The 18,183-nt window shown below is 56.6% G+C and carries 15 protein-coding genes; 14 read left to right on the top strand and 1 reads right to left on the bottom strand.

Annotation, left to right across the window (positions count from 1 at the left end):
- Position 1: 1 nt before the first annotated feature.
- A complete protein-coding gene (locus ABD735_RS05405; protein ID WP_344804101.1) occupies positions 2-325 on the bottom strand; it encodes an Mpo1-like protein in 324 nt (107 codons plus the stop codon).
- Positions 326-471: 146 nt separating this feature from the next.
- Here ABD735_RS05405 and ABD735_RS05400 point away from each other — a divergent pair, with 146 nt between their 5' ends.
- The 14 genes from ABD735_RS05400 (at position 472) to putA (ending at position 18,158) form a co-directional block, all read left to right on the top strand.
- Entirely contained in the window at positions 472-1,092 is a 621-nt protein-coding gene (locus tag ABD735_RS05400; protein ID WP_344804099.1) for a nitroreductase family protein, read from the top strand.
- A 188-nt stretch (positions 1,093-1,280) separates the two neighbouring features.
- The gene (gene flgB / locus ABD735_RS05395) at positions 1,281-1,682 is read left to right on the top strand and encodes a flagellar basal body rod protein FlgB (protein WP_344804097.1); all 402 of its coding nucleotides are present in this window, start codon (positions 1,281-1,283) and stop codon (positions 1,680-1,682) included.
- Between the two features lie 26 nt (positions 1,683-1,708).
- A complete protein-coding gene (gene flgC / locus ABD735_RS05390) occupies positions 1,709-2,194 on the top strand; it encodes a flagellar basal body rod protein FlgC (protein ID WP_344804095.1) in 486 nt (161 codons plus the stop codon).
- 57 nt (positions 2,195-2,251) lie between these two features.
- Positions 2,252-2,923, top strand: a complete 672-nt coding sequence (locus tag ABD735_RS05385; protein ID WP_344804093.1) for a flagellar hook assembly protein FlgD — start codon at positions 2,252-2,254, stop codon at positions 2,921-2,923.
- A gap of 104 nt (positions 2,924-3,027) precedes the next feature.
- A complete protein-coding gene (locus ABD735_RS05380) occupies positions 3,028-5,094 on the top strand; it encodes a flagellar hook-basal body complex protein (RefSeq protein WP_344804091.1) in 2,067 nt (688 codons plus the stop codon).
- Positions 5,095-5,177: 83 nt separating this feature from the next.
- Positions 5,178-5,972, top strand: a complete 795-nt coding sequence (locus tag ABD735_RS05375; RefSeq protein ID WP_344804089.1) for a flagellar basal body rod protein FlgF — start codon at positions 5,178-5,180, stop codon at positions 5,970-5,972.
- A 48-nt stretch (positions 5,973-6,020) separates the two neighbouring features.
- Entirely contained in the window at positions 6,021-6,806 is a 786-nt protein-coding gene (gene flgG, locus ABD735_RS05370; RefSeq protein WP_344804087.1) for a flagellar basal-body rod protein FlgG, read from the top strand.
- Between the two features lie 29 nt (positions 6,807-6,835).
- Complete coding sequence (gene flgH, locus ABD735_RS05365; RefSeq protein ID WP_344804085.1) at positions 6,836-7,540, top strand: flagellar basal body L-ring protein FlgH; 705 nt, start codon at positions 6,836-6,838, stop codon at positions 7,538-7,540.
- Positions 7,540-8,640, top strand: coding sequence for a flagellar basal body P-ring protein FlgI (locus ABD735_RS05360; RefSeq protein WP_425548575.1), 1,101 nt, complete (start codon positions 7,540-7,542; stop codon positions 8,638-8,640). The genes flgH and ABD735_RS05360 overlap by 1 nt, the downstream gene beginning before the upstream one ends.
- A 20-nt stretch (positions 8,641-8,660) precedes the next feature.
- Positions 8,661-9,833, top strand: coding sequence for a flagellar assembly peptidoglycan hydrolase FlgJ (gene flgJ, locus ABD735_RS05355; protein ID WP_344804083.1), 1,173 nt, complete (start codon positions 8,661-8,663; stop codon positions 9,831-9,833).
- Complete coding sequence (gene flgK, locus ABD735_RS05350) at positions 9,833-12,556, top strand: flagellar hook-associated protein FlgK (protein WP_344804081.1); 2,724 nt, start codon at positions 9,833-9,835, stop codon at positions 12,554-12,556. The genes flgJ and flgK overlap by 1 nt, the downstream gene beginning before the upstream one ends.
- 23 nt (positions 12,557-12,579) lie before the next feature.
- Positions 12,580-13,824 (top strand): flagellar hook-associated protein FlgL, encoded by a 1,245-nt coding sequence (gene flgL, locus ABD735_RS05345; protein WP_344804079.1) that lies wholly within the window; start codon positions 12,580-12,582, stop codon positions 13,822-13,824.
- Positions 13,825-13,871: 47 nt separating this feature from the next.
- A complete protein-coding gene (locus ABD735_RS05340) occupies positions 13,872-14,741 on the top strand; it encodes a helix-turn-helix transcriptional regulator (RefSeq protein WP_344804077.1) in 870 nt (289 codons plus the stop codon).
- Positions 14,742-14,867: 126 nt separating this feature from the next.
- A complete protein-coding gene (putA, locus tag ABD735_RS05335) occupies positions 14,868-18,158 on the top strand; it encodes a bifunctional proline dehydrogenase/L-glutamate gamma-semialdehyde dehydrogenase PutA (RefSeq protein WP_344804075.1) in 3,291 nt (1,096 codons plus the stop codon).
- Positions 18,159-18,183 lie beyond the last annotated feature (25 nt).

Raw genomic sequence — 18,183 nt, 5'->3', positions numbered from 1 at the left:
GTCAGATATGAACCTTGTTCAGCAGAATGTCACGATACATGGCGAAATCCGCGAGCAGGCTGTACAGCGGGTATTTGAATGTGGCAGGGCGGTTATGTTCGAAAAAGAAGTGACCTATCCATGCCGGCAGGTAGCCGAGTATCGGCAGCATCAGCAGGAGCTTGTATTTGGCAGTAAATATCGCGACCAGCAGCGTGGCGATGACCAGTGAAGTGCCTATGAAGTGGAGTCTGCGACACTGTATATTGCTGTGCTCCTTGAGATAGTAAGGATAAAACTCGCTGAACGATGCGAAAGTCCTGGTCTGCTTCGGCTCCGTAGTCATCGTTGCCTCCTTCTGCTAAAGAAACTGTCTGGGTCCGATGGGACGCGAGTTGCTGCTCAGGCATAAGCACCCATTGCAATCTGCCTGACGCTGTGCAGACTAACAGGTTTGCCAATTGTTGGCATTTCCTTTTTCGGATGCTCCAGATGACTGACGACGCCACTGAATTTTCTACCGCTGCCGACGCTGGAAGGCGCATTGTCGCTGATTTTTTCCAGACCAGGCAGTCTGAGCCCAGACTCTGTGAACCCGCGCCTAGCGAAGCCGAACTGAAGGCCATGCTGCCCGCCGTGTGTCGCAGTCCTGACCATGGCAATTTGAAGCCTTACCGTTTTATCGTGCTGGCCGGCGAGGCCCAGAAGCAGCTTGGCACACTTTTTCTGCAAGCTGAACTGCAGGACGCTGGCGAAGCTGGCCTGAAGGAGGGGAAGCAGGCCAAGATTCTGGATAAACCGCTCAGGGCCCCGATGATTATCGTGGGCGTCGTGCGCCTGGATGAACAGCATAAGGTCCCGGTCATCGAACAGTGGATGGCAGCGGGCTGTGCGGTGCAGACCTACTCGCTGATGCTGGAAAACAGTGGCTATGGCGTGATGTGGCGAAGTGGGAGCTTTGCCTATCACGATGTCGTGCGAAAGGGCCTGGGCCTGGCCGACAACGAGCAGATCTGCGCTTTCCTCTACTGCGGCACCATCGAACAGCCAAAGCAGCATCGCCCCGATACGCCTTCAGCGGAAATGCTTATCAGCTTTCCCCGCCAACTCTGACCCCGCTTCGACCCCGGCTGCCGTTGCCGCCTCCAGGCGGTAGCGGCTTGCCGCAGTAGCACCCCGCCTGCTCGCTTTATTGACGTCAATTTTTGCTAAACATCTGAATATAAAGTCATGTTGATCTCTGGCACCGCTTTTGCTTTGTACTGTGAAAACGACTGACACGTTCAGCACAGGACAAACACATGACGATATCAATGAGCAATGCACTGGGTAATCACGAGCAAGGTCTCCTGATGCGCTCGCGCAGGGCAGAGATCCTCTCCAACAACCTGGCGAATGCGGACACACCGAATTTCAAAGCCAAGGATCTCGACTTCAAGGCTGCCATGCAGGCGGCAAGCAGTGGCCAGTCCGGCGGTCAGGTCAAGCTCGACAAGACCCATGAAGGTCATATGCAAATATCAGGCTCGGGGGCTGCAGATATCAAGTATCGCGTACCTTCGCAGCCATCTATCGATGGCAACACGGTAGATAGTCAGGTGGAGATTGCCGAGTTTTCATCGAATGCGGTGGAGTTCCAGGCCTCATTCCAGTTTCTGAACTCGAAATTCAAGGGTCTGACTTCTGCCATTCGTGGCGAGTAAGCAGCGGTAGATAGAGGGTAGGCGCCATGTCATTACAGAACATCTTCAACGTTGCCGGCTCAGGCATGTCGGCACAGTCGATTCGACTCAACACGGTGTCCAGCAATATAGCGAATGCCGAAGCAGCGAGTTCGAGTGAGGGCGAGACCTACCGGGCGCGTAAGCCGATCTTCTCGGCGATGGCGCAGGAGCAGATGCGCATGCAGGGCAGCCTGGGCGTGAACAACGCTGGTGGTGGCGCGTACATGTCAGGCTTCGAGAACCAGGCGGAGCAGTCAGCGAGCCAGGGCGTTGCTGTCAAAGGCATCGTCGAAAGCCAGGCACCGCTGCAGCCACGCTACGAGCCGAACCATCCTTCGGCTGACGAGAATGGATATGTGTTTTACCCGAACGTGAACGTGGTGGAAGAGATGGCTGACATGATCTCTGCCTCACGCAGCTTCCAGATGAACGTGGAAGTGATGAACACCGCCAAGACAATGATTCAGCAAGTGCTCACGCTTGGCCAGTAAAGCCCGGTTTGATGACCAACAGACAACGAATATGACAGGTTCAAAGAGGCCACTGGCATGACCGACATCGGCTCGATAGGTAAATCAGCGCTGGAACAATATGCGCCGAAGCAGGAAGAGATCAAGCATAAGAACGAGCTGGGCAAGAACGAGTTTCTTAATCTCATGATTGCGCAGCTGAATAACCAGAGCCCACTGGAGCCACAGGACAACACGGCTTTCGTGGCGCAGTTGGCGCAGTTCAGTTCGCTTGAAGGCATCACCGAGCTGAATAACTCGGTTGGCGATATTGCCGGTGAGTTCCGCAGCGCCCAGGCCTTGCAGGCATCGGCAATGGTTGGCCGCAGTGTGCTTGTGCCGGTCGGGAGCGGCACCCTGCCACTGGGCGGCACTATTTCTGGTGTTGCAGATGTGCCTGAGGGTTCGGGCAAGCTCACCATGAAGGTGTATACCCAGTCCGGTGCGCTTGTCAGTCAGAGTGATCTCGGGCAGAACCAGGTTGGCGAGGTGAAGTTCACCTGGGACGGCAAGAACAGCAATGGTGAACCCATGCCTGCCGGCTCCTACCGCGTAGAGGTGGAAGGATATTTTGACGGTAAACCTGAACAGGTCAAGAGCTTCCTCGGCGCTAACGTCGACAGCGTATCAATCGCGGCAGATGGTGGTGTGAAGCTGAATCTGGCGGGGCAGGGCAGCATTGCCATGTCCGAAGTCAGACAGATTTTCTAGAAGCGTCTAGCAATAAAGAATTCGATTTTAGCCGCTCTGTATGACCGGGCGGCTGAGTAACAAGCCCAACTGGGCATAGCTGTACATGATAGAGGTATTTCATCATGCCATTTAACGTCGCTTTGACCGGCCTCCGCGCTGCGAACGCCGATTTGTCAGTCACAGGTAATAACATTGCCAACGCCAGCACCACCGGCTTCAAGCAGTCACGTGCGGAATTCGGTGATATTTATTCGAGCAGCTTTCTGAGTACCGGATCGGCGCGGGCGGGTGACGGTGTGCGGGTGCAGAGCATCTCTCAGCAGTTTAGCCAGGGCGCGATCTCCATCACCGAGAACGGTCTCGATCTCGCCATTGATGGTGAAGGTTTCTTCGTTCTGAACGATAGCGGTGCGCAGACTTTTTCCCGCGCCGGCGTGACTCGTGTCGATAAGGATGGATTCGTCGTCAATAATACAGGCGCCAGGCTTCAGGGCTTTCCGGCAGATGAAGATGGTGCTGTGGGCGGTGTGCTCAGTGATCTGGTAGTGGACGAAGCGGCCCTTGCGCCGAAGCGGACAACTTCAGTCGATGCCGTGCTTAACCTCGATGCGTCTGATGATATTCTGGTCGAGCGGGGAACGGCAATTGCTACCAATACACCTGCTGTAGGTACACCGGTTGCAGCACCCGCTGGATCGCCTGCCGTGAATGGTTATCCTGGCCAGGCATTGACCATTACCCAGGCTGACGGGACCACTCAGCCGGTGTTTATTCCACCCAATTCCAGTGCTGATGCCATTTCTTCCATGCTGTCTGGTGTACGCAATATTGATGCTACAGCCATTACACAGGCGCGGCTGACATCTTCTGGCTATAACAATGCCTCCGGCAATATGGGGGTGATGATCGACGGCGTCGCCTTCAATGGCTTTGCCGACCTGACGCAGCTGGGCAACGCCATCAATTCGTCTCCGACTCTGGTTGGCGTGTCCGCGGTTCTGGTAGGGCCAGCGCCAACAGGTGGTAACCCTGATACTCGCGATCTTGTGCTGACGAAGGATAGAGGCAGTGATCTTAACTTCGCTATCAGTGGCCCGAACAACGGCGATAGTTTTGAAATTGCTGAAGTGCCTGCTGATTCAATCCAGAACAACCAGGCGCTGCCAGTACCAATAAGCCCCAGTACGCTTCAGGTCGGGGGCAATGAACTGGCGACGGTTGGTGGTCGTGTGCAGCTGAATCTCAGCGGCGGCGTCACTGTCGTGGATAACAGTGTCGCTTACAATGCCGCGAATCCGCCGCCAGCAGCACAGGCCACGACCGATGGCCTGGTCTCCGACTTTACTGGCGCACCATTCGTGAACAACGTGTTCGATCCAGAGGAGGAGCGCACGTATAACTACGCCACGTCATCGACTGTATATGACAGTCTTGGCAACTCACACGTATTGACCAAGTTTTTCGTCAAGGAACCTCAAACTACGAACTCACCAGACAATCTCTGGACCATGTATGTGCAGGTGGATAACGAAGATGTCGGTGATCCCTTGGTCGCCGGCGGCGCTGCAACTCGAGCGGCATTCTCTCTGGTATTCAATGAGGATGGCTCTTTCAATGAGGTCGAGTCGGATGAAGTGCTTATTTCAAACTGGACACCACTCGGTGTCGATGGTGCGCCCAATGGAGCAGAAGGTCCGGTCAACGTGATCAATGGTGGCGTGTTGCCAATACCGACGCCGCCAACCAGCTCCAACTTCAGTATCGATGTCTCTGAGTTTACGCAGTTTGGCTCCGATTTCTCGGTAAATGACCTGCAGCAGAATGGTTCGACAACAGGTCGGTTAGTCGGTCTCGATGTAGCGCAGTCTGGCGAAATCTTTGCCCGCTATACCAACGGCGAATCGCGAGTGCTGGGTGTCGTCGCGCTGGCCAGCTTCAACGATACACAGGGTCTGGCGCCTGTTGGCGATACGTCCTGGGTCGAGACTTTCAAGTCCGGCAATCCAGTTATCGGTGCGCCTGGCACGGCCCAGCTCGGTGGTATTCGTGCCAGTGCCCTGGAAGAATCCAACGTGGATCTTTCTGAGGAGCTGGTTGGTCTGATTCTTGCTCAACGTAACTATCAGGCAAACGCGAAGACTATTGAAACGGCCAATGCCATCACTCAGACTATCATCAACCTCAGATAATGAGCGTTGAAACCCTGAGCCGGTGATTATGCTACAGCCCGCGTCTGCCGTGGTTCCAACGACCTTATGGGGAGTACGATCTCGTGGATAAAGGGCTTTATATAGCAATGTCGGGTGCCAAACAGGCGATGACCGCACAACAGGGTCACGCCAATAATTTGGCTAACGTCAACACCACCGGCTTCAAGGCTGACCTACACCAGGCCAGAAGCATGCCGGTGTACGGCCAACATTTTCCGACCCGTGCCTATGCAATGACCGAAAATCCGGCTACCGACTTTGCCGGTGGTTCGATGATCCAGACCGGTCGTGATCTCGATGTCGCTGTCAAGGGAGAGGGCTGGCTTGTCGTGCAGGCCCCTGATGGCAATGAAGCCTTCACTCGTGATGGTGGATTGCAGATTGATGTCAACGGCGTCCTGCGTACAGCATCTGGCTTGCCTGTGCTGGGTGACGGAGGCCCTATCGTGCTGCCGCCCGCCTCGAAGATGGCTATTGGCGGCGATGGCACCATTTCCGTCGTTCCGCTTGGCGCGCCACCTGAAGAGGTGGTGGTGGTCGACAGGATTCGTCTGGTCAATCCTGATGCTCGCGAACTCGGCAAGGGCTCGGATGGCCTTATCCGCTTCCGTGAGGACATTGACGCAGTTCTCAATGCCGATCCAGCCCTGGCTGGGCAGCCGGTCGAAGGTCGCGTGGCCGAGCCTGACGGCGCGGTTCGTATTGCCTCCGGTTTTCTCGAGACGTCGAACGTCAATGCCGTCGGAGAAATGACGGAGATCATGTCACTGTCTCGTCAATATGAGATGCAAGTGAAGCTAATGGGCACCTTCCAGGAGAATTCCGAGAGTTCGGCACGCTTGTTGCAGCTGTCATAGTAAGACAGTGAACAACGGCAGTAGTCTGCCGCTTTCGGGAGAATCGCAATGCACGGTGCCTTATGGGTCAGCAAGACTGGTTTGAGCGCGCAGGATACTGCCCTCAAGACCATTTCCAACAACCTGGCTAACGTCAACACGACCGGTTTCAAACGCGACCGTGCGATGTTCCAGGATCTTCTTTATCAGATCGACCGTCAGCCTGGCGGTCTTTCAGCCCAGGATTCCACACTGCCGTCCGGTCTTCAGATCGGTACCGGTGTTCGCGTGGTCGGCACCCAGAAGCAGTGGACTGAAGGTAACCTCCAGGTCACTGAGCAACCGCTCGATGTCGCCATCAATGGCAAGGGTTTCTTTCAGATCCTGATGCCTGACGGCACCATCGGCTACACCCGGGACGGTCAATTCCAGCTCAACGCAGAGGGCCAGGTGGTCACACCTGAAGGCTATCAGCTCCAGCCAGGTCTCGACGTGCCTGAAGATGCTGGCGTACTGACCATCGGTTCCGACGGTACCGTGTCCGTCACCATCGTGGGCGAAGCTCAACTCCAGGGCATCGGTAATCTCAATACCGTTCAGTTCATCAATCCTGCTGGTCTCGAAGCCATCGGCGGCAACCTCTTTCGTGAGACCAATGCCAGCGGCGCACCCGAAGAGGGTGTTCCTGGCCTGAATGGCCTCGGCACGCTGATTCAGGGCAGCATCGAAACTTCGAACGTCGAAGTGGTCGAAGAGATGGTCAACATGATCACGACCCAGCGCGCCTATGAGATGAACGCCAAGGTCGTGACCACTGCAGATCAAATGCTGCAGTACATCACCCAGAACCTTTGATGCGTCTTTGGCCTAGCCTGGTGACTAACATGAGCCCAAACATGAGCCCGAAAAAACTCTTCAGTCTTGCCATCGTGCTGCTCGTTGCTGGTACTACGGCCTGTGCGCCTGTCATGCGTGAGCAGATCAAGCCCGGCGACCCGAACTTCGCGCCTGTCAGCTTTCAGGAACTGAGGCAGCCAGCACCGGTCGATGGCTCGATCGCTTCCTCAGCGCCAGGCTTCACGCTCTTTGGTGACAAGACCGCACATCGGCAGGGTGATCTGCTGACCGTGCTGTTGCAGGAAACGACGCGATCGTCCAAATCAGCCGAAACATCCATGAGCAAAGAGGCGGATATTGCCATTGGCAACCCCCGCCTGTTCGGCAGGGAAACCAGCCTTGGCGGCCTCGACCTGAGCATTGCCGGCAGCTCCGCGCGTAGTTTTGATGGTGAAGCCGAAGCTGATCAGAGCAACAGTCTCAACGGCAGCATCAGTGTGACGGTGTCTGAAGTGCTGCCGAACGGTCTGTTGCGGATCCGCGGCGAAAAGTGGCTCACGCTGACCGAAGGCGATGAATATATCCGCCTCTCGGGCCTGGTGCGGTCAGACGATATTGGCGTCGACAATACCGTGATGTCGAACAAGATCGCCGATGCACGCATCGCTTACTCAGGTACCGGCAGTTTTGCCGATGCCAACCGACAGGGCTGGCTTGGCCGGTTCTTCAACTCTGAATGGTGGCCACTGTAATGAACATTCGTCTGGTGATCGCAGCACTGCTGGTAGTCGGCACCATGTTGGGCTCCTATGCACAGGCTGAACGACTGAAGGATATCAGTAGTATTGCCGGCATTCGCAGTAACGCGATCGTGGGCTATGGCCTGGTCGTGGGTCTTGATGGGACGGGCGATTCCGCACCGTTCACCAATCAGACCTTCCGCAACATGATGAATCGCTTTGGCGTGACCATTCCACCAAACGTCAACCCGAACACCAAGAACATCGCGGCGGTCACCCTGCATGCCGATCTGCCTGCCTTTGCCAAGCCAGGACAACGGATCGATATTACGGTCTCTTCCATCGGCAACGCCAAGAGTCTGCGGGGCGGCAGTCTGCTGCTGTCCAATATGCGCGGTGCTGATGGTCAGGTGTATGCGACCGCCCAGGGTAATCTGATCGTCGGCGGTTTCGGGATCGAAGGCGCAGATGGCTCCAGCGTGACCGTCAACCAGCCGAGTGTTGGTCGTATTCCTAACGGTGCCAATGTCGAACGAAGCGTGCCTACAGCCTTCAGTGAAGGTGACACCATCACCTTGCAGCTGAACTCGCCAGACTTTACGACAGCAAAACGTGTACAGGAAGCCATCAACACCATGCTGGGTGAGGGCGTTGCCAGTGCAGTCGATGCGAATAGCATTCGGGTGCAGGCACCTCGTGATGCAGCACAGCGCGTCAGCTACTTGTCGATCCTCGAAAACCTGCAGGTCGAGCCAGGTACAGAAACTGCACGCATTGTGATCAACAGCCGCACCGGCACGATCGTCGTGGGTCAGAACGTGAGGGTACTGCCTGCCGCTGTCACGCATGGCAGTCTGTCCGTGACCATCAGCGAAAGTTTTGGTATCAGTCAGCCTAACGCACTTTCTGGTGGCGAAACTGCCGTCGTTCCGCAGACGGATATCGACGTGAACCAGGAGCCCGCAAGGATGTTCCAGTTCGGGCCAGCGACGACACTGGCAGAAATTGTTCGTGCAGTAAATCAGGTTGGTGCAGCCCCTGGCGATGTCATGGCTGTACTTGAAGCTCTGAAACAAGCCGGTGCACTGCGCGCCGAACTCATCGTCATATAGGCTGGGGCAGAGGCACCGTCATGGCAAACAGCACAGGCACTTTCGGCAGCGCGTCACTGTTGAACCCAGCAGGGTCGTCTGCAGCCATGACTAAAAAATATGCTGCAGATGCCCAGAACTATAACGATCTCAGCGCCCTCCAGGGGCTAAAAGCAAAGGGCGCCGACAAGGCAGAAGCACTGAAGACCGTTGCCCGTCAGTTCGAAGCCATCATGATGGGTGAAGTCATGAAGAGCATGCGTGCCGCTAACGAGGTATTCGCAAAGGACAATCCGTTCAACTCGTCGGCTACTGACATGTATGAAGACATGCTCGATCAGCAGATGACGCTGAACATGTCCTCTGGCAAGGGCTCTGGCCTGGCAGATATGCTGGTCAGACAGTTGGGTGGGCGTTATGGACTCGATGCCAGTGGTAATCCGAAAGATACCGACACCGACACTGCTTCCTCTGGCAATTGGAGAAGCCTGGCGGAGACCGCACGTAACGTACCAGCCATTCAGCTTCGAGAAGCAGAGCAGCAGGTGCTGGATGAAGTCGACGCTTTGGTGGTCGACGCCGATCGCATGAGCCCGGCAAAAGCAGACAGCGTTGCCGCGCAAGCTGCCTCGCCAGTCACTGTGGCCGCCTCATCTCACACAGCCGACCCGGTTCGTTTCGAAACACCAGCCGAGTTTGTCGAAACCTTGTTGCCACATGCCCGTCAGGTGGCTGAAGAACTGGGAGCCGATCCCAAGGTTTTGCTGGCGCAGGCTGCGCTGGAAACGGGCTGGGGCAAGCACATGATCACCGGAACCGACGGTGCCCCAAGTTATAACCTGTTCGGCATCAAGGCCGGCAGTGACTGGACTGGCGACAAGGCAGAGATCCTGACTACGGAATTCCGGGGTGGCGTCGCCATGAAGGAGCGAGCCGAGTTCAGAGCTTACGACTCTTACGCCGACAGTTTCCAGGACTACCTCAAGTTCCTTGGCTCCAAGCCCCGGTACGCTGAAGCCGTCGCTGTCGCCAGTGACCATGTTGGCTTTTCCAATGCCTTGCAGCAGGCTGGCTACGCAACCGACCCAGAGTACGCGAGCAAGATTCAACGAATTGTTCAAAGCGCCTATCTCAAGTCTGCTTCTTCCCCGCAGACCGACGTGCAGCAGCTCAACCCGCAGCGCGCATCGACTGATGCCGAGGGAGATATCTGATGGCCGGCTCATTGCTGAATATTGGACTGAGTGGTGTACTGGCGCATCAAACCGCGCTCAGGGTAACCGGTAACAACGTTGCCAATGCCAATACCGAGGGCTACACGCGTCAGCGCGCAGAGTTCGATCAGCTCGGTGGCCAGTTTACGGGTGCAGGTTACCTGGGCAGTGGCGCGCAGATTACGGATATCCAGCGTCTGACAGATTCGTATCTGCAGACTCAGGTTCGAAGCGATACTTCGGTGTCCGCGGAAATTGGCATCGTTGCGGAGAATCTTGAGCAGATCAACAACCTGCTGGCTGATCCACGCACCGGCATTTCACCGGCGCTGTCAGATTTTTTCGGTGCGCTGCAAATAGCCGCAGAAGATCCATCATCGGTGCCTGCCCGACAGGAACTGCTATCGCAGTCGAACCGTCTGGTCGACCGCTTTCGCCTGATCAATGATCGGCTGACAGCACAGTCCAGTTCTGTCGAAACCAGTATTCGCAGCCAGGTCGAGGACGTCAACGGTCTCGCTGCAGCCATTGCTGAAACGAACAGATCCATCGTCTCAGCCAAAGGCGCGGCTTCCGGCAGCCAGCCGAATGATCTGCTCGACAAGCGCGATATGCTGATCAAGGAACTGGCGACCAAGGTGTCGATCAACGTCATTCCCCAGGACGATGGCCAGCTCAATGTGTTCATCGGCAAGGGCCAGGCGCTCGTCATGGGCTCGAGTTCGAGCAGCATCGTTGCGCGTAAGAACGAAGATGATCCCAATTCGCTCGAAATTGCCATTGGTAAGGAGGGTCGCTTCGTACAGATTACCCGTGAGATTACTGGTGGCGAGCTGGGTGGTCTGATCCGCTTCAGGGAAGCGGTGCTTGAACCGGCGCAGAATAATCTCGGCCGCTTGGCCATCTCGATAGCAGATCGCGTGAACGATCAGCATCAGCAGGGTATGACGCTTGAGAACCAGTTCGGCGGCCTGTACTTCAATGATGTCAATTCCGAAGAAGCCATGCTGGCAAGGGTTGTCGGCAACGCGGCGAATGCGCAGCCGAATGATCGAATCGTATCAGTTCGCATCGAAGACACCACCGCGCTGAAGACCCGCGATTATGCCATCGAATTCACCGGGCCTGGCCGCGACGACCTGGTGGTCAAGGATGCTACTACCGGCGCGACGATTACCCGGACGAGTCTGGGCGGCCTTTATCCGGCCAAACTCGAGCTGGATGGCATGGCCATTCAGTTTGAATCCGGCAGCTTTCAGCCAGGTGACCGATTTCTCATACAGCCAACCCGCAGCGGGATTAGCGGGCTTGGTCTGGTCGTGGACCGGGTTGAGGATCTTGCGCTGGCCGCACCAATAAGAACCGAGAGTCAGAAGAGCAACACCGGTTCTGCGACCATCAGCCAGGGCAGTATGGTCGGCAATCGGAGCTTGAACACCAACGAGCTGCTACCAGGTTTCGCCAGCCCTGCCGAGTTGACGCCACCGCTGGTGGTGCGTTTTCTCAACGAAACTACCTACGAAGTGCTCGACAATTCCGACCCGGCCAATCCGCAGCCGCTGAGTCCACCGCTGTCAAACCAGCGCTATGTGCCGGGCATTCGCAACGAGCTGTTTTCATCTGATCCATTTGCGGTGCAGGTGGCTGCAGATGGCACCAGTATTGGCGTTATTCAGCCACCGCAGGCACTCTCGCTGACTACGCCGCCAGCGCTGCTGAACAATGGCTACGGCGCGCAGACGATTTCCATAGAAGGCCGCAATCCGGAAACTGGTGCAATTACGACGTTCCCGACAGTCAACGTGCCCGCAAATTCGACGGCTGGGAATATCGCGGCTGCACTCAATGGCACACCGGGCATCAAGGCCTCAGCCTTTACCGATCTGCAGTTGTCGAATTTTAATGATGGCGGTACCCCGGGCTCGGCAGCACTCAGGGTCACGATAGCCGGCACCAATGGTCAACCGCCATACAGCTTCGAGGCCAGCTTTGCTGATCCGGTGGCGGACAGTCCTGCAGCCATTGCCGATGCCATCAATGCGGATGAGGGCATGAAGTCGCTCGGAATTGTGGCGCTTTCAGATGGCACTTCCTTATCCCTGCGTTCGACCGATGGCCGCAATATTCAGGTCGGGTTGACCGGCGCTGCGGCGGATGGCGATTCGGTTCAGTTGACCAGCGCAGGCACCGCCGTGCCACAGACCCTGAACAACAACGAAGAAGCGGTAGTTGGTGGGCAGCTGGATGTGGTGCTGGAGGACGGCCTGCGGCTGCGCGGCAGCAACAATGCCATTTTTACACCGACACCGGCTACCGAGACCGCCTTTCGCGGCTTCATGACGTCGATATCCGGAACTCCGGCAAAGGGCGATGCATTCACTATCGCCTATAATAGTGATGGCTTCGGCGACAATCGCAATGCGCTTGCGCTGCTTGGCCTCGAGGCAGGCGGATTTGTCGGGCCTGGCAAGGACAGTTTCAATGGAGCCTACGCCTCATTCGTGTCCAGTATCGGTGCCCAGACTAACGAGGCACGAGCGGATGCGGAAGCGGCCAGCTCCTTGCTGACACAGTCCGAAGGTCGGCTCGATGCGGTAGCCGGGGTCAACCTGGATGAGGAAGCCGCAAAACTGATTCAGTTTCAGCAGGCCTATAATGCGAACGCCCAGATCGTCTCTGTCGCGCGCGAATTGTTCGACACACTGCTCGGCGCAGTTCGATAACAGGATTTTGACAAGAGGTTTACATGCGAATTTCCACGCAAATGTTGTACAGCAACGGTATCGCTAACCTCGGCAATGCGCAGCAGGAGGTCACGCGAACGCAGCAGCAGATCAGCTCTGGCAAGAAAATTCTGTCGCCAGCAGATGATCCGGTTGGTGCTTCGCGAGTACTCAGGCTCAATCAGGAACTCGAGCAGAACAGCCAGTTCCAGAAGAACGTCGATCTGGCGCAGAGCCGTCTCGAGCTTGAAGATGGTGTGCTCGAAGGCGTGACCGAAATTTATCAGCGTGTCCGCGAACTGGCGATTCAGTCCGGCGATGGCATCCTGAGCGCCGCCGACCGCAATTCTATTGCGCAGGAGCTGCGTAGCCGGCTCGACCAGCTCAAAGGGCTGGCCAACAGTACCGATGGCCGGGGCGAATATCTCTTCGGGGGTTTTCAGAACAAGCAGGCGCCTTTCGAGCAGACGCCCTCAGGCAGCGTCGAATATACCTCTGACGAAGGCCGCCGTTTCATCCAGATTTCATCGAGCGTGACCATTGCCGGCACCGACAACGGCAAGTCGGTGTTCATGGACGTCGACAGCGCCGGCAACACCATCTGTACCGAAGGCAGCAAGGGCAATACTTCCAGTCCACCGGCCTTTATCACGATCGGTCAGGTGACTGATCAGGCCAAACTGGACGCTTTCGCCCCTGAAGACATGAAAATCGTGTTCAACGATGTCAACAGCGTGGCGCCACCCGGTCCGAATTATTCGGTGTACACCGTGAGCGATGACCGGCCCATAGTGACGGCTCAACCTTATACGCCTGGCGCAGCGATCAGTATTGAAGCGAGCGGTGTACAGGTGGAGATACAGGGTGCGCCAGCAGTGGGCGATGCCTTTTTCGTGCGCACATCGGACAAGCAGCCGGTCTTCGATACGCTCGAACGTTTCATCGACGGCCTGGAGAACGTGAGCGATACCCCTGAGGGCAGGGAAACGTTCTCTGCCATGCTCGACACTACCATCGCCAATCTCGACAATGCTGAAACAGCGATGCTTGAGGTGCGCACCGAGGTCGGTGCGCGACTCAACACCGTCGAAGATACCAGAGCAGTGCTTGAGGATAACGAAATCATCCTCACCGAACTGCGCTCCAAGGTAGAGGATCTCGACTACGCCAAGGCGATCAGTGATTTATCCTTTCAGAGCTTCGTGCTGCAGGCTGCGCAGCAGACTTTTTCCAGAGTAACTGGTCTGTCGTTGTTCGATCAGCTGTAGATACTGTCAGCGCTGATGTAAGCTACTCGTAAACGGAGTAGACGATCATGGGCGTCACAGACCAGAATCTGCGCCAGCTTATAGCACCAGTTTCAGCCAGGGGAAGGGCGGCTGCCCACAAGGCTGAGGTGTCTGCGGCGGCGACTGGCGGCATGCTGGTCGCTGAAGTGGTACGACTGCCTCAGCATGTGAACCGGCATTCCCACCCCTATCATCAGCTGGTCATGGGCCTTACCGGAACAGCAGAAATCGACATGTTGGGCCTTGCAGCCCATCTGGATGTCAGCCATGCCTGCGTGGTGCCATCGAACACCTATCACGACTTCTACGGCCGGCCGAGCAACCATGTGCTCGTCATCAATATTGACGCCGACTCCCCTGTGTTCACAGACCAGGCGCATCCGGATCACGCCAGTCTCGCCACGCTATTCGACCGGCCGCGATTGATCTCGCTGGACAATGGTATGCGCCAGCTCACGCAGGTCAGCATTCAGGAGATACAGCGCAATCCTCATGACCGGGCCCTCAGGCATTATCTTGGCAGTGCCATCATTCGCTGCCTCTCGCAGCGTCTGCTTCCCTCGACAAGCCAGCATGAGCGCGGCCTTCTCGATATGTACAAGATCGACAACTACATCTTCGAACATCTCGACGAAACCATTTCGATTGCCGACCTGGCGGCATGCCTCTGCCTGAGCGAGCGACGTTTTCACGGCATCTTCAAAGCGCAGATGCAGCAGACGCCTCATCAGTACATTATCGATCAGCGTTTGGACAAGGCGATTCAGCTCATCACCAATACTTCACTCTCCCTGATTGAAATCAGCGAGTTATGCGGATTTTCCAGCCAGAGCGCCTTGACGAGCAGTGTACGTAAATATCGTGGAACAACCCCCGGTCGCCTCAGAAACGGCTAGCAAAATCCTGCAGTTGGCCATAAAGATGACGGGATTTTGACAGCATACTGCAGGATTTTAAAAGAATTAAGGCCATCCGCCCTATAGTTTTATATAGGTAGTTTAAAAAACAAGAGGAGAGGCTGGGTGGCGGAACTCGCGAAGCACGGGTATAGCAGGGGTAACACGCTGGATAAGCTCTGGCAGGCCATTGTGGCTCACTACGACGTCGATGAGCCGTCCTATGTCACTGAGCTGATAGGCGCTCTGGACACTTCATCCGCCCATCTCGCCAGCATTCAGACAGCTGCCGAATCGCTGGTGAAAAACGTTCGCGCCCAGGATTCGTCCATCCACATGGTGGACGCGCTGCTGCAGGAATATAGCCTCGATACCCAGGAAGGTGTTCTGCTCATGTGCCTGGCCGAGGCGCTCATGCGCATCCCTGACAAGGCTACCGCCGATGCGCTTATCAAGGATCGACTGTCCACCGCCGACTGGCAGAAGCATGTTGGGCACAGTGGCTCCACGCTGGTGAACGCCTCGACCTGGGGCCTGCTGCTGACCGGCAAGGTCGTCAAACTCGACTCGAATATCGAAGACTCGCCGAGCGGCGTGCTTGGCCGTCTGGTGAAGAAGAGCGGCGAACCCGTGATTCGAGGCGCAATGAACCAGGCCATGAAGATCATGGGCAAGCAGTTCGTACTTGGTCGTACCATCGAAGAAGCGCTCGACAATAGCCGCAAGCCACGCAAGCAGGGATATACCTACTCTTTCGACATGCTCGGTGAAGCCGCGATGACGGCGCACGATGCCAAGCGCTATCTGCAGAGCTATATAAACGCCATACAGGCTTCAGGGCGAGATAACGCAAAAAATAGCGGCGAAGCGGAAAGTATCAACAAGGCTGCAGGTAGCGCCTACGCGGAAGCCATGAACGTTCATGGTCAAACCAGTATCTCCATCAAACTGTCGGCGCTGCACCCACGTTATGAAGCGGCTCAGGAAGATCGCGTACTCACCGAGCTGTATCAGACAGTCGTCAAACTGCTCGAGCTCGCGCGCGAGCAGAATATCGGTATCAACATCGATGCCGAGGAGATGGACCGTCTCGAAATTTCACTCAAGCTGTTTGAAAAACTCTATCGCTCTTCCATCAACAAGGGCTGGGGTAAACTCGGCCTCGTGGTTCAGGCTTATAGCAAGCGCGGGTTGCCCGTACTCCGCTGGCTCAACGCGCTCGCGCAGGAGCAGGGCGATGTGATTCCGGTCCGCCTGGTGAAGGGCGCCTACTGGGATACCGAGGTCAAGCTGGCCCAGCAAAAGGGCCTACCGGAATACCCGGTCTTCACGCTGAAGGAAAATACCGATATCTCTTACCTGGTCTGCGCCGACTTTCTCCTCAGCGAGACGACCCGTGGTGGGTTGTTTCCTCAGTTCGCTACCCATAATGCGCATACCGTAGCTGCAGTGATGGCTGCGGCCAAAACGGTGGCCAAGAAGAGCGGCAAGGCGCGTGGTTTCGAATTCCAGCGTCTTCATGGGATGGGGGATGCGCTGTACAAGGCGGTGATGGAGCCTGCAGGCAATCAGAAAGTCCCCGTCCGAATTTATGCGCCGGTTGGCGCTCACAAGGATCTTCTACCCTACCTGGTCAGGCGACTCCTCGAGAACGGCGCTAACTCATCTTTCGTGCATCGTCTCGTTGATGCCAATACTCCGGTGTCCGATCTCACGGTCCACCCGGTAGAGCAGGTGAAAAACTACAAGACCTTGCGGAACAGTCGTATACCCTTGCCAGGCGATCTCTTCAGCGACAGGCGCAACTCGAAGGGCGTCAACCTCTGGTGTGAAAAGCACTGGAAGCAGCTGCACGCCGATCTTCGTCAGTGGGATTCACATCAGTGGCACGCCGCCAGCTCGCCGGTCAGCGCAGCCTCGCTGTCGGAGAAACGCGCTTCCGGAGGCGCTGCCGAAACCATGCATAGCCCACGTGATCTGCGTGAAGTGGTTGGCCATGTGGTATGGAGTACGCCCGAGGAACTGCAGTCTGCACTTCAAGTGGCAGAGCAGTTTTTTCCGACCTGGTCCGCGACACCCGTGGAAAAAAGGGCCATTGCACTGGAAAAATTCGCTGACCTGATGGAGTCCAATCTGGCCGAGCTGATGGCGCTCTGCTGCCGTGAAGCTGGCAAGACCATGCAGGACGGCATCGATGAGGTGAGAGAGGCGGTCGATTTCTGTCGTTATTATGCTGTGCAGGCGCGCAAACTCATGGGCAAGCCTGAGCTGTTACCTGGGCCAACTGGTGAGTCGAACGAGCTGTATAGCGTAGGTCGAGGGACCTTTGTCTGTATCAGCCCGTGGAATTTTCCGCTGGCGATATTTACCGGCCAGGTGGTGGCCGCACTGGTGGCCGGCAACTGCGTACTCGCGAAGCCGGCGGAGCAGACTTCGCTCATCGCAGCCAGGGCCGTGGCGCTCATGCATGAAGCTGGTATCCCTGCGCGGGCGCTTCAACTCCTATTGGGCGATGGTGCGAAAATCGGCCCGGATCTCCTGTCTGACAAGCGCGTCGCAGGGGTCGCCTTCACTGGATCAACGGGCGCCGCGCACTCGATCAACCGGACCCTGGCTGCCCGTGATGGCGCCATCGGCATTCTCATTGCCGAAACCGGCGGGCAGAATGCCATGATCGTCGACAGTACCGCTTTGCCTGAACAGGTCTGTCGCGATGTACTGCAGTCTGCATTTGCCAGCGCAGGCCAACGCTGCTCGGCGCTACGCGTGTTATTCGTGCAGGAGGATATCGCTGACCAATTGATCGAAGTGCTTGGCGGCGCGCTGCGCGAACTGCGGGTCGATGATCCACGCTATCTCAGTACGGACGTCGGACCAGTCATCGATGCCGAAGCGCTCGGCAATCTGAAAGCTCACATCCGCACGATTGGCGAGCACAGCCGCTGGCAGGCGAGAGGCAGCGTTCACGGTGTTGGCTCCAGCCACGCCGAAGGGCTTCAGGGCCATTACCTCGCGCCAACTATTGTAGAGATCGACAGCCTTGATCAGCTGCAAGCAGAACACTTCGGGCCTGTGCTTCACGTCATCAGGTATTCTGCAAAAGGGCTGACATCGGTTATCGATTCAATCAACAATTCCGGTTTCGGTCTCACCCTTGGCATTCATACCCGCAATGAGTCGGCAGCACTGGATATCGAGCGCCGCGTTCGCGTCGGCAATACCTATATCAATCGAAATCAGATTGGCGCCGTAGTGGGTGTGCAGCCATTCGGTGGTCTCGGCCTGTCCGGCACCGGACCCAAGGCTGGCGGCCCTCACTACCTGCCGCGCTTCACTACGGAACGAGTACGCACCATCAATACCACCGCGGTGGGCGGCAATGCTACATTGCTGTCACTCGAAGGCGGGCACGACTGAAGTCATTCTGCCGGGGAAGCACTAC

The sequence above is a fragment of the Allohahella marinimesophila genome, from assembly GCF_039538005.1.
Classification (GTDB): Bacteria; Pseudomonadota; Gammaproteobacteria; order Pseudomonadales; family Oleiphilaceae; genus Allohahella; species Allohahella marinimesophila.
This window is presented reverse-complemented; position numbering and strand designations above follow the sequence as displayed.

Coding starts and splice junctions, on each gene's coding strand:
- flgB (WP_344804097.1), top strand. CDS start 1,281: ATGACGATATCAATGAGCAATGCACTGGGTAATCACGAGCAAGGTCTC.
- flgG (WP_344804087.1), top strand. CDS start 6,021: ATGCACGGTGCCTTATGGGTCAGCAAGACTGGTTTGAGCGCGCAGGAT.
- ABD735_RS05400 (WP_344804099.1), top strand. CDS start 472: ATGACTGACGACGCCACTGAATTTTCTACCGCTGCCGACGCTGGAAGG.
- ABD735_RS05405 (WP_344804101.1), bottom strand. CDS start 325: ATGACTACGGAGCCGAAGCAGACCAGGACTTTCGCATCGTTCAGCGAG.
- flgL (WP_344804079.1), top strand. CDS start 12,580: ATGCGAATTTCCACGCAAATGTTGTACAGCAACGGTATCGCTAACCTC.
- flgK (WP_344804081.1), top strand. CDS start 9,833: ATGGCCGGCTCATTGCTGAATATTGGACTGAGTGGTGTACTGGCGCAT.
- ABD735_RS05360 (WP_425548575.1), top strand. CDS start 7,540: ATGAACATTCGTCTGGTGATCGCAGCACTGCTGGTAGTCGGCACCATG.
- flgJ (WP_344804083.1), top strand. CDS start 8,661: ATGGCAAACAGCACAGGCACTTTCGGCAGCGCGTCACTGTTGAACCCA.
- flgC (WP_344804095.1), top strand. CDS start 1,709: ATGTCATTACAGAACATCTTCAACGTTGCCGGCTCAGGCATGTCGGCA.
- flgH (WP_344804085.1), top strand. CDS start 6,836: ATGAGCCCAAACATGAGCCCGAAAAAACTCTTCAGTCTTGCCATCGTG.
- ABD735_RS05385 (WP_344804093.1), top strand. CDS start 2,252: ATGACCGACATCGGCTCGATAGGTAAATCAGCGCTGGAACAATATGCG.
- ABD735_RS05340 (WP_344804077.1), top strand. CDS start 13,872: ATGGGCGTCACAGACCAGAATCTGCGCCAGCTTATAGCACCAGTTTCA.
- ABD735_RS05380 (WP_344804091.1), top strand. CDS start 3,028: ATGCCATTTAACGTCGCTTTGACCGGCCTCCGCGCTGCGAACGCCGAT.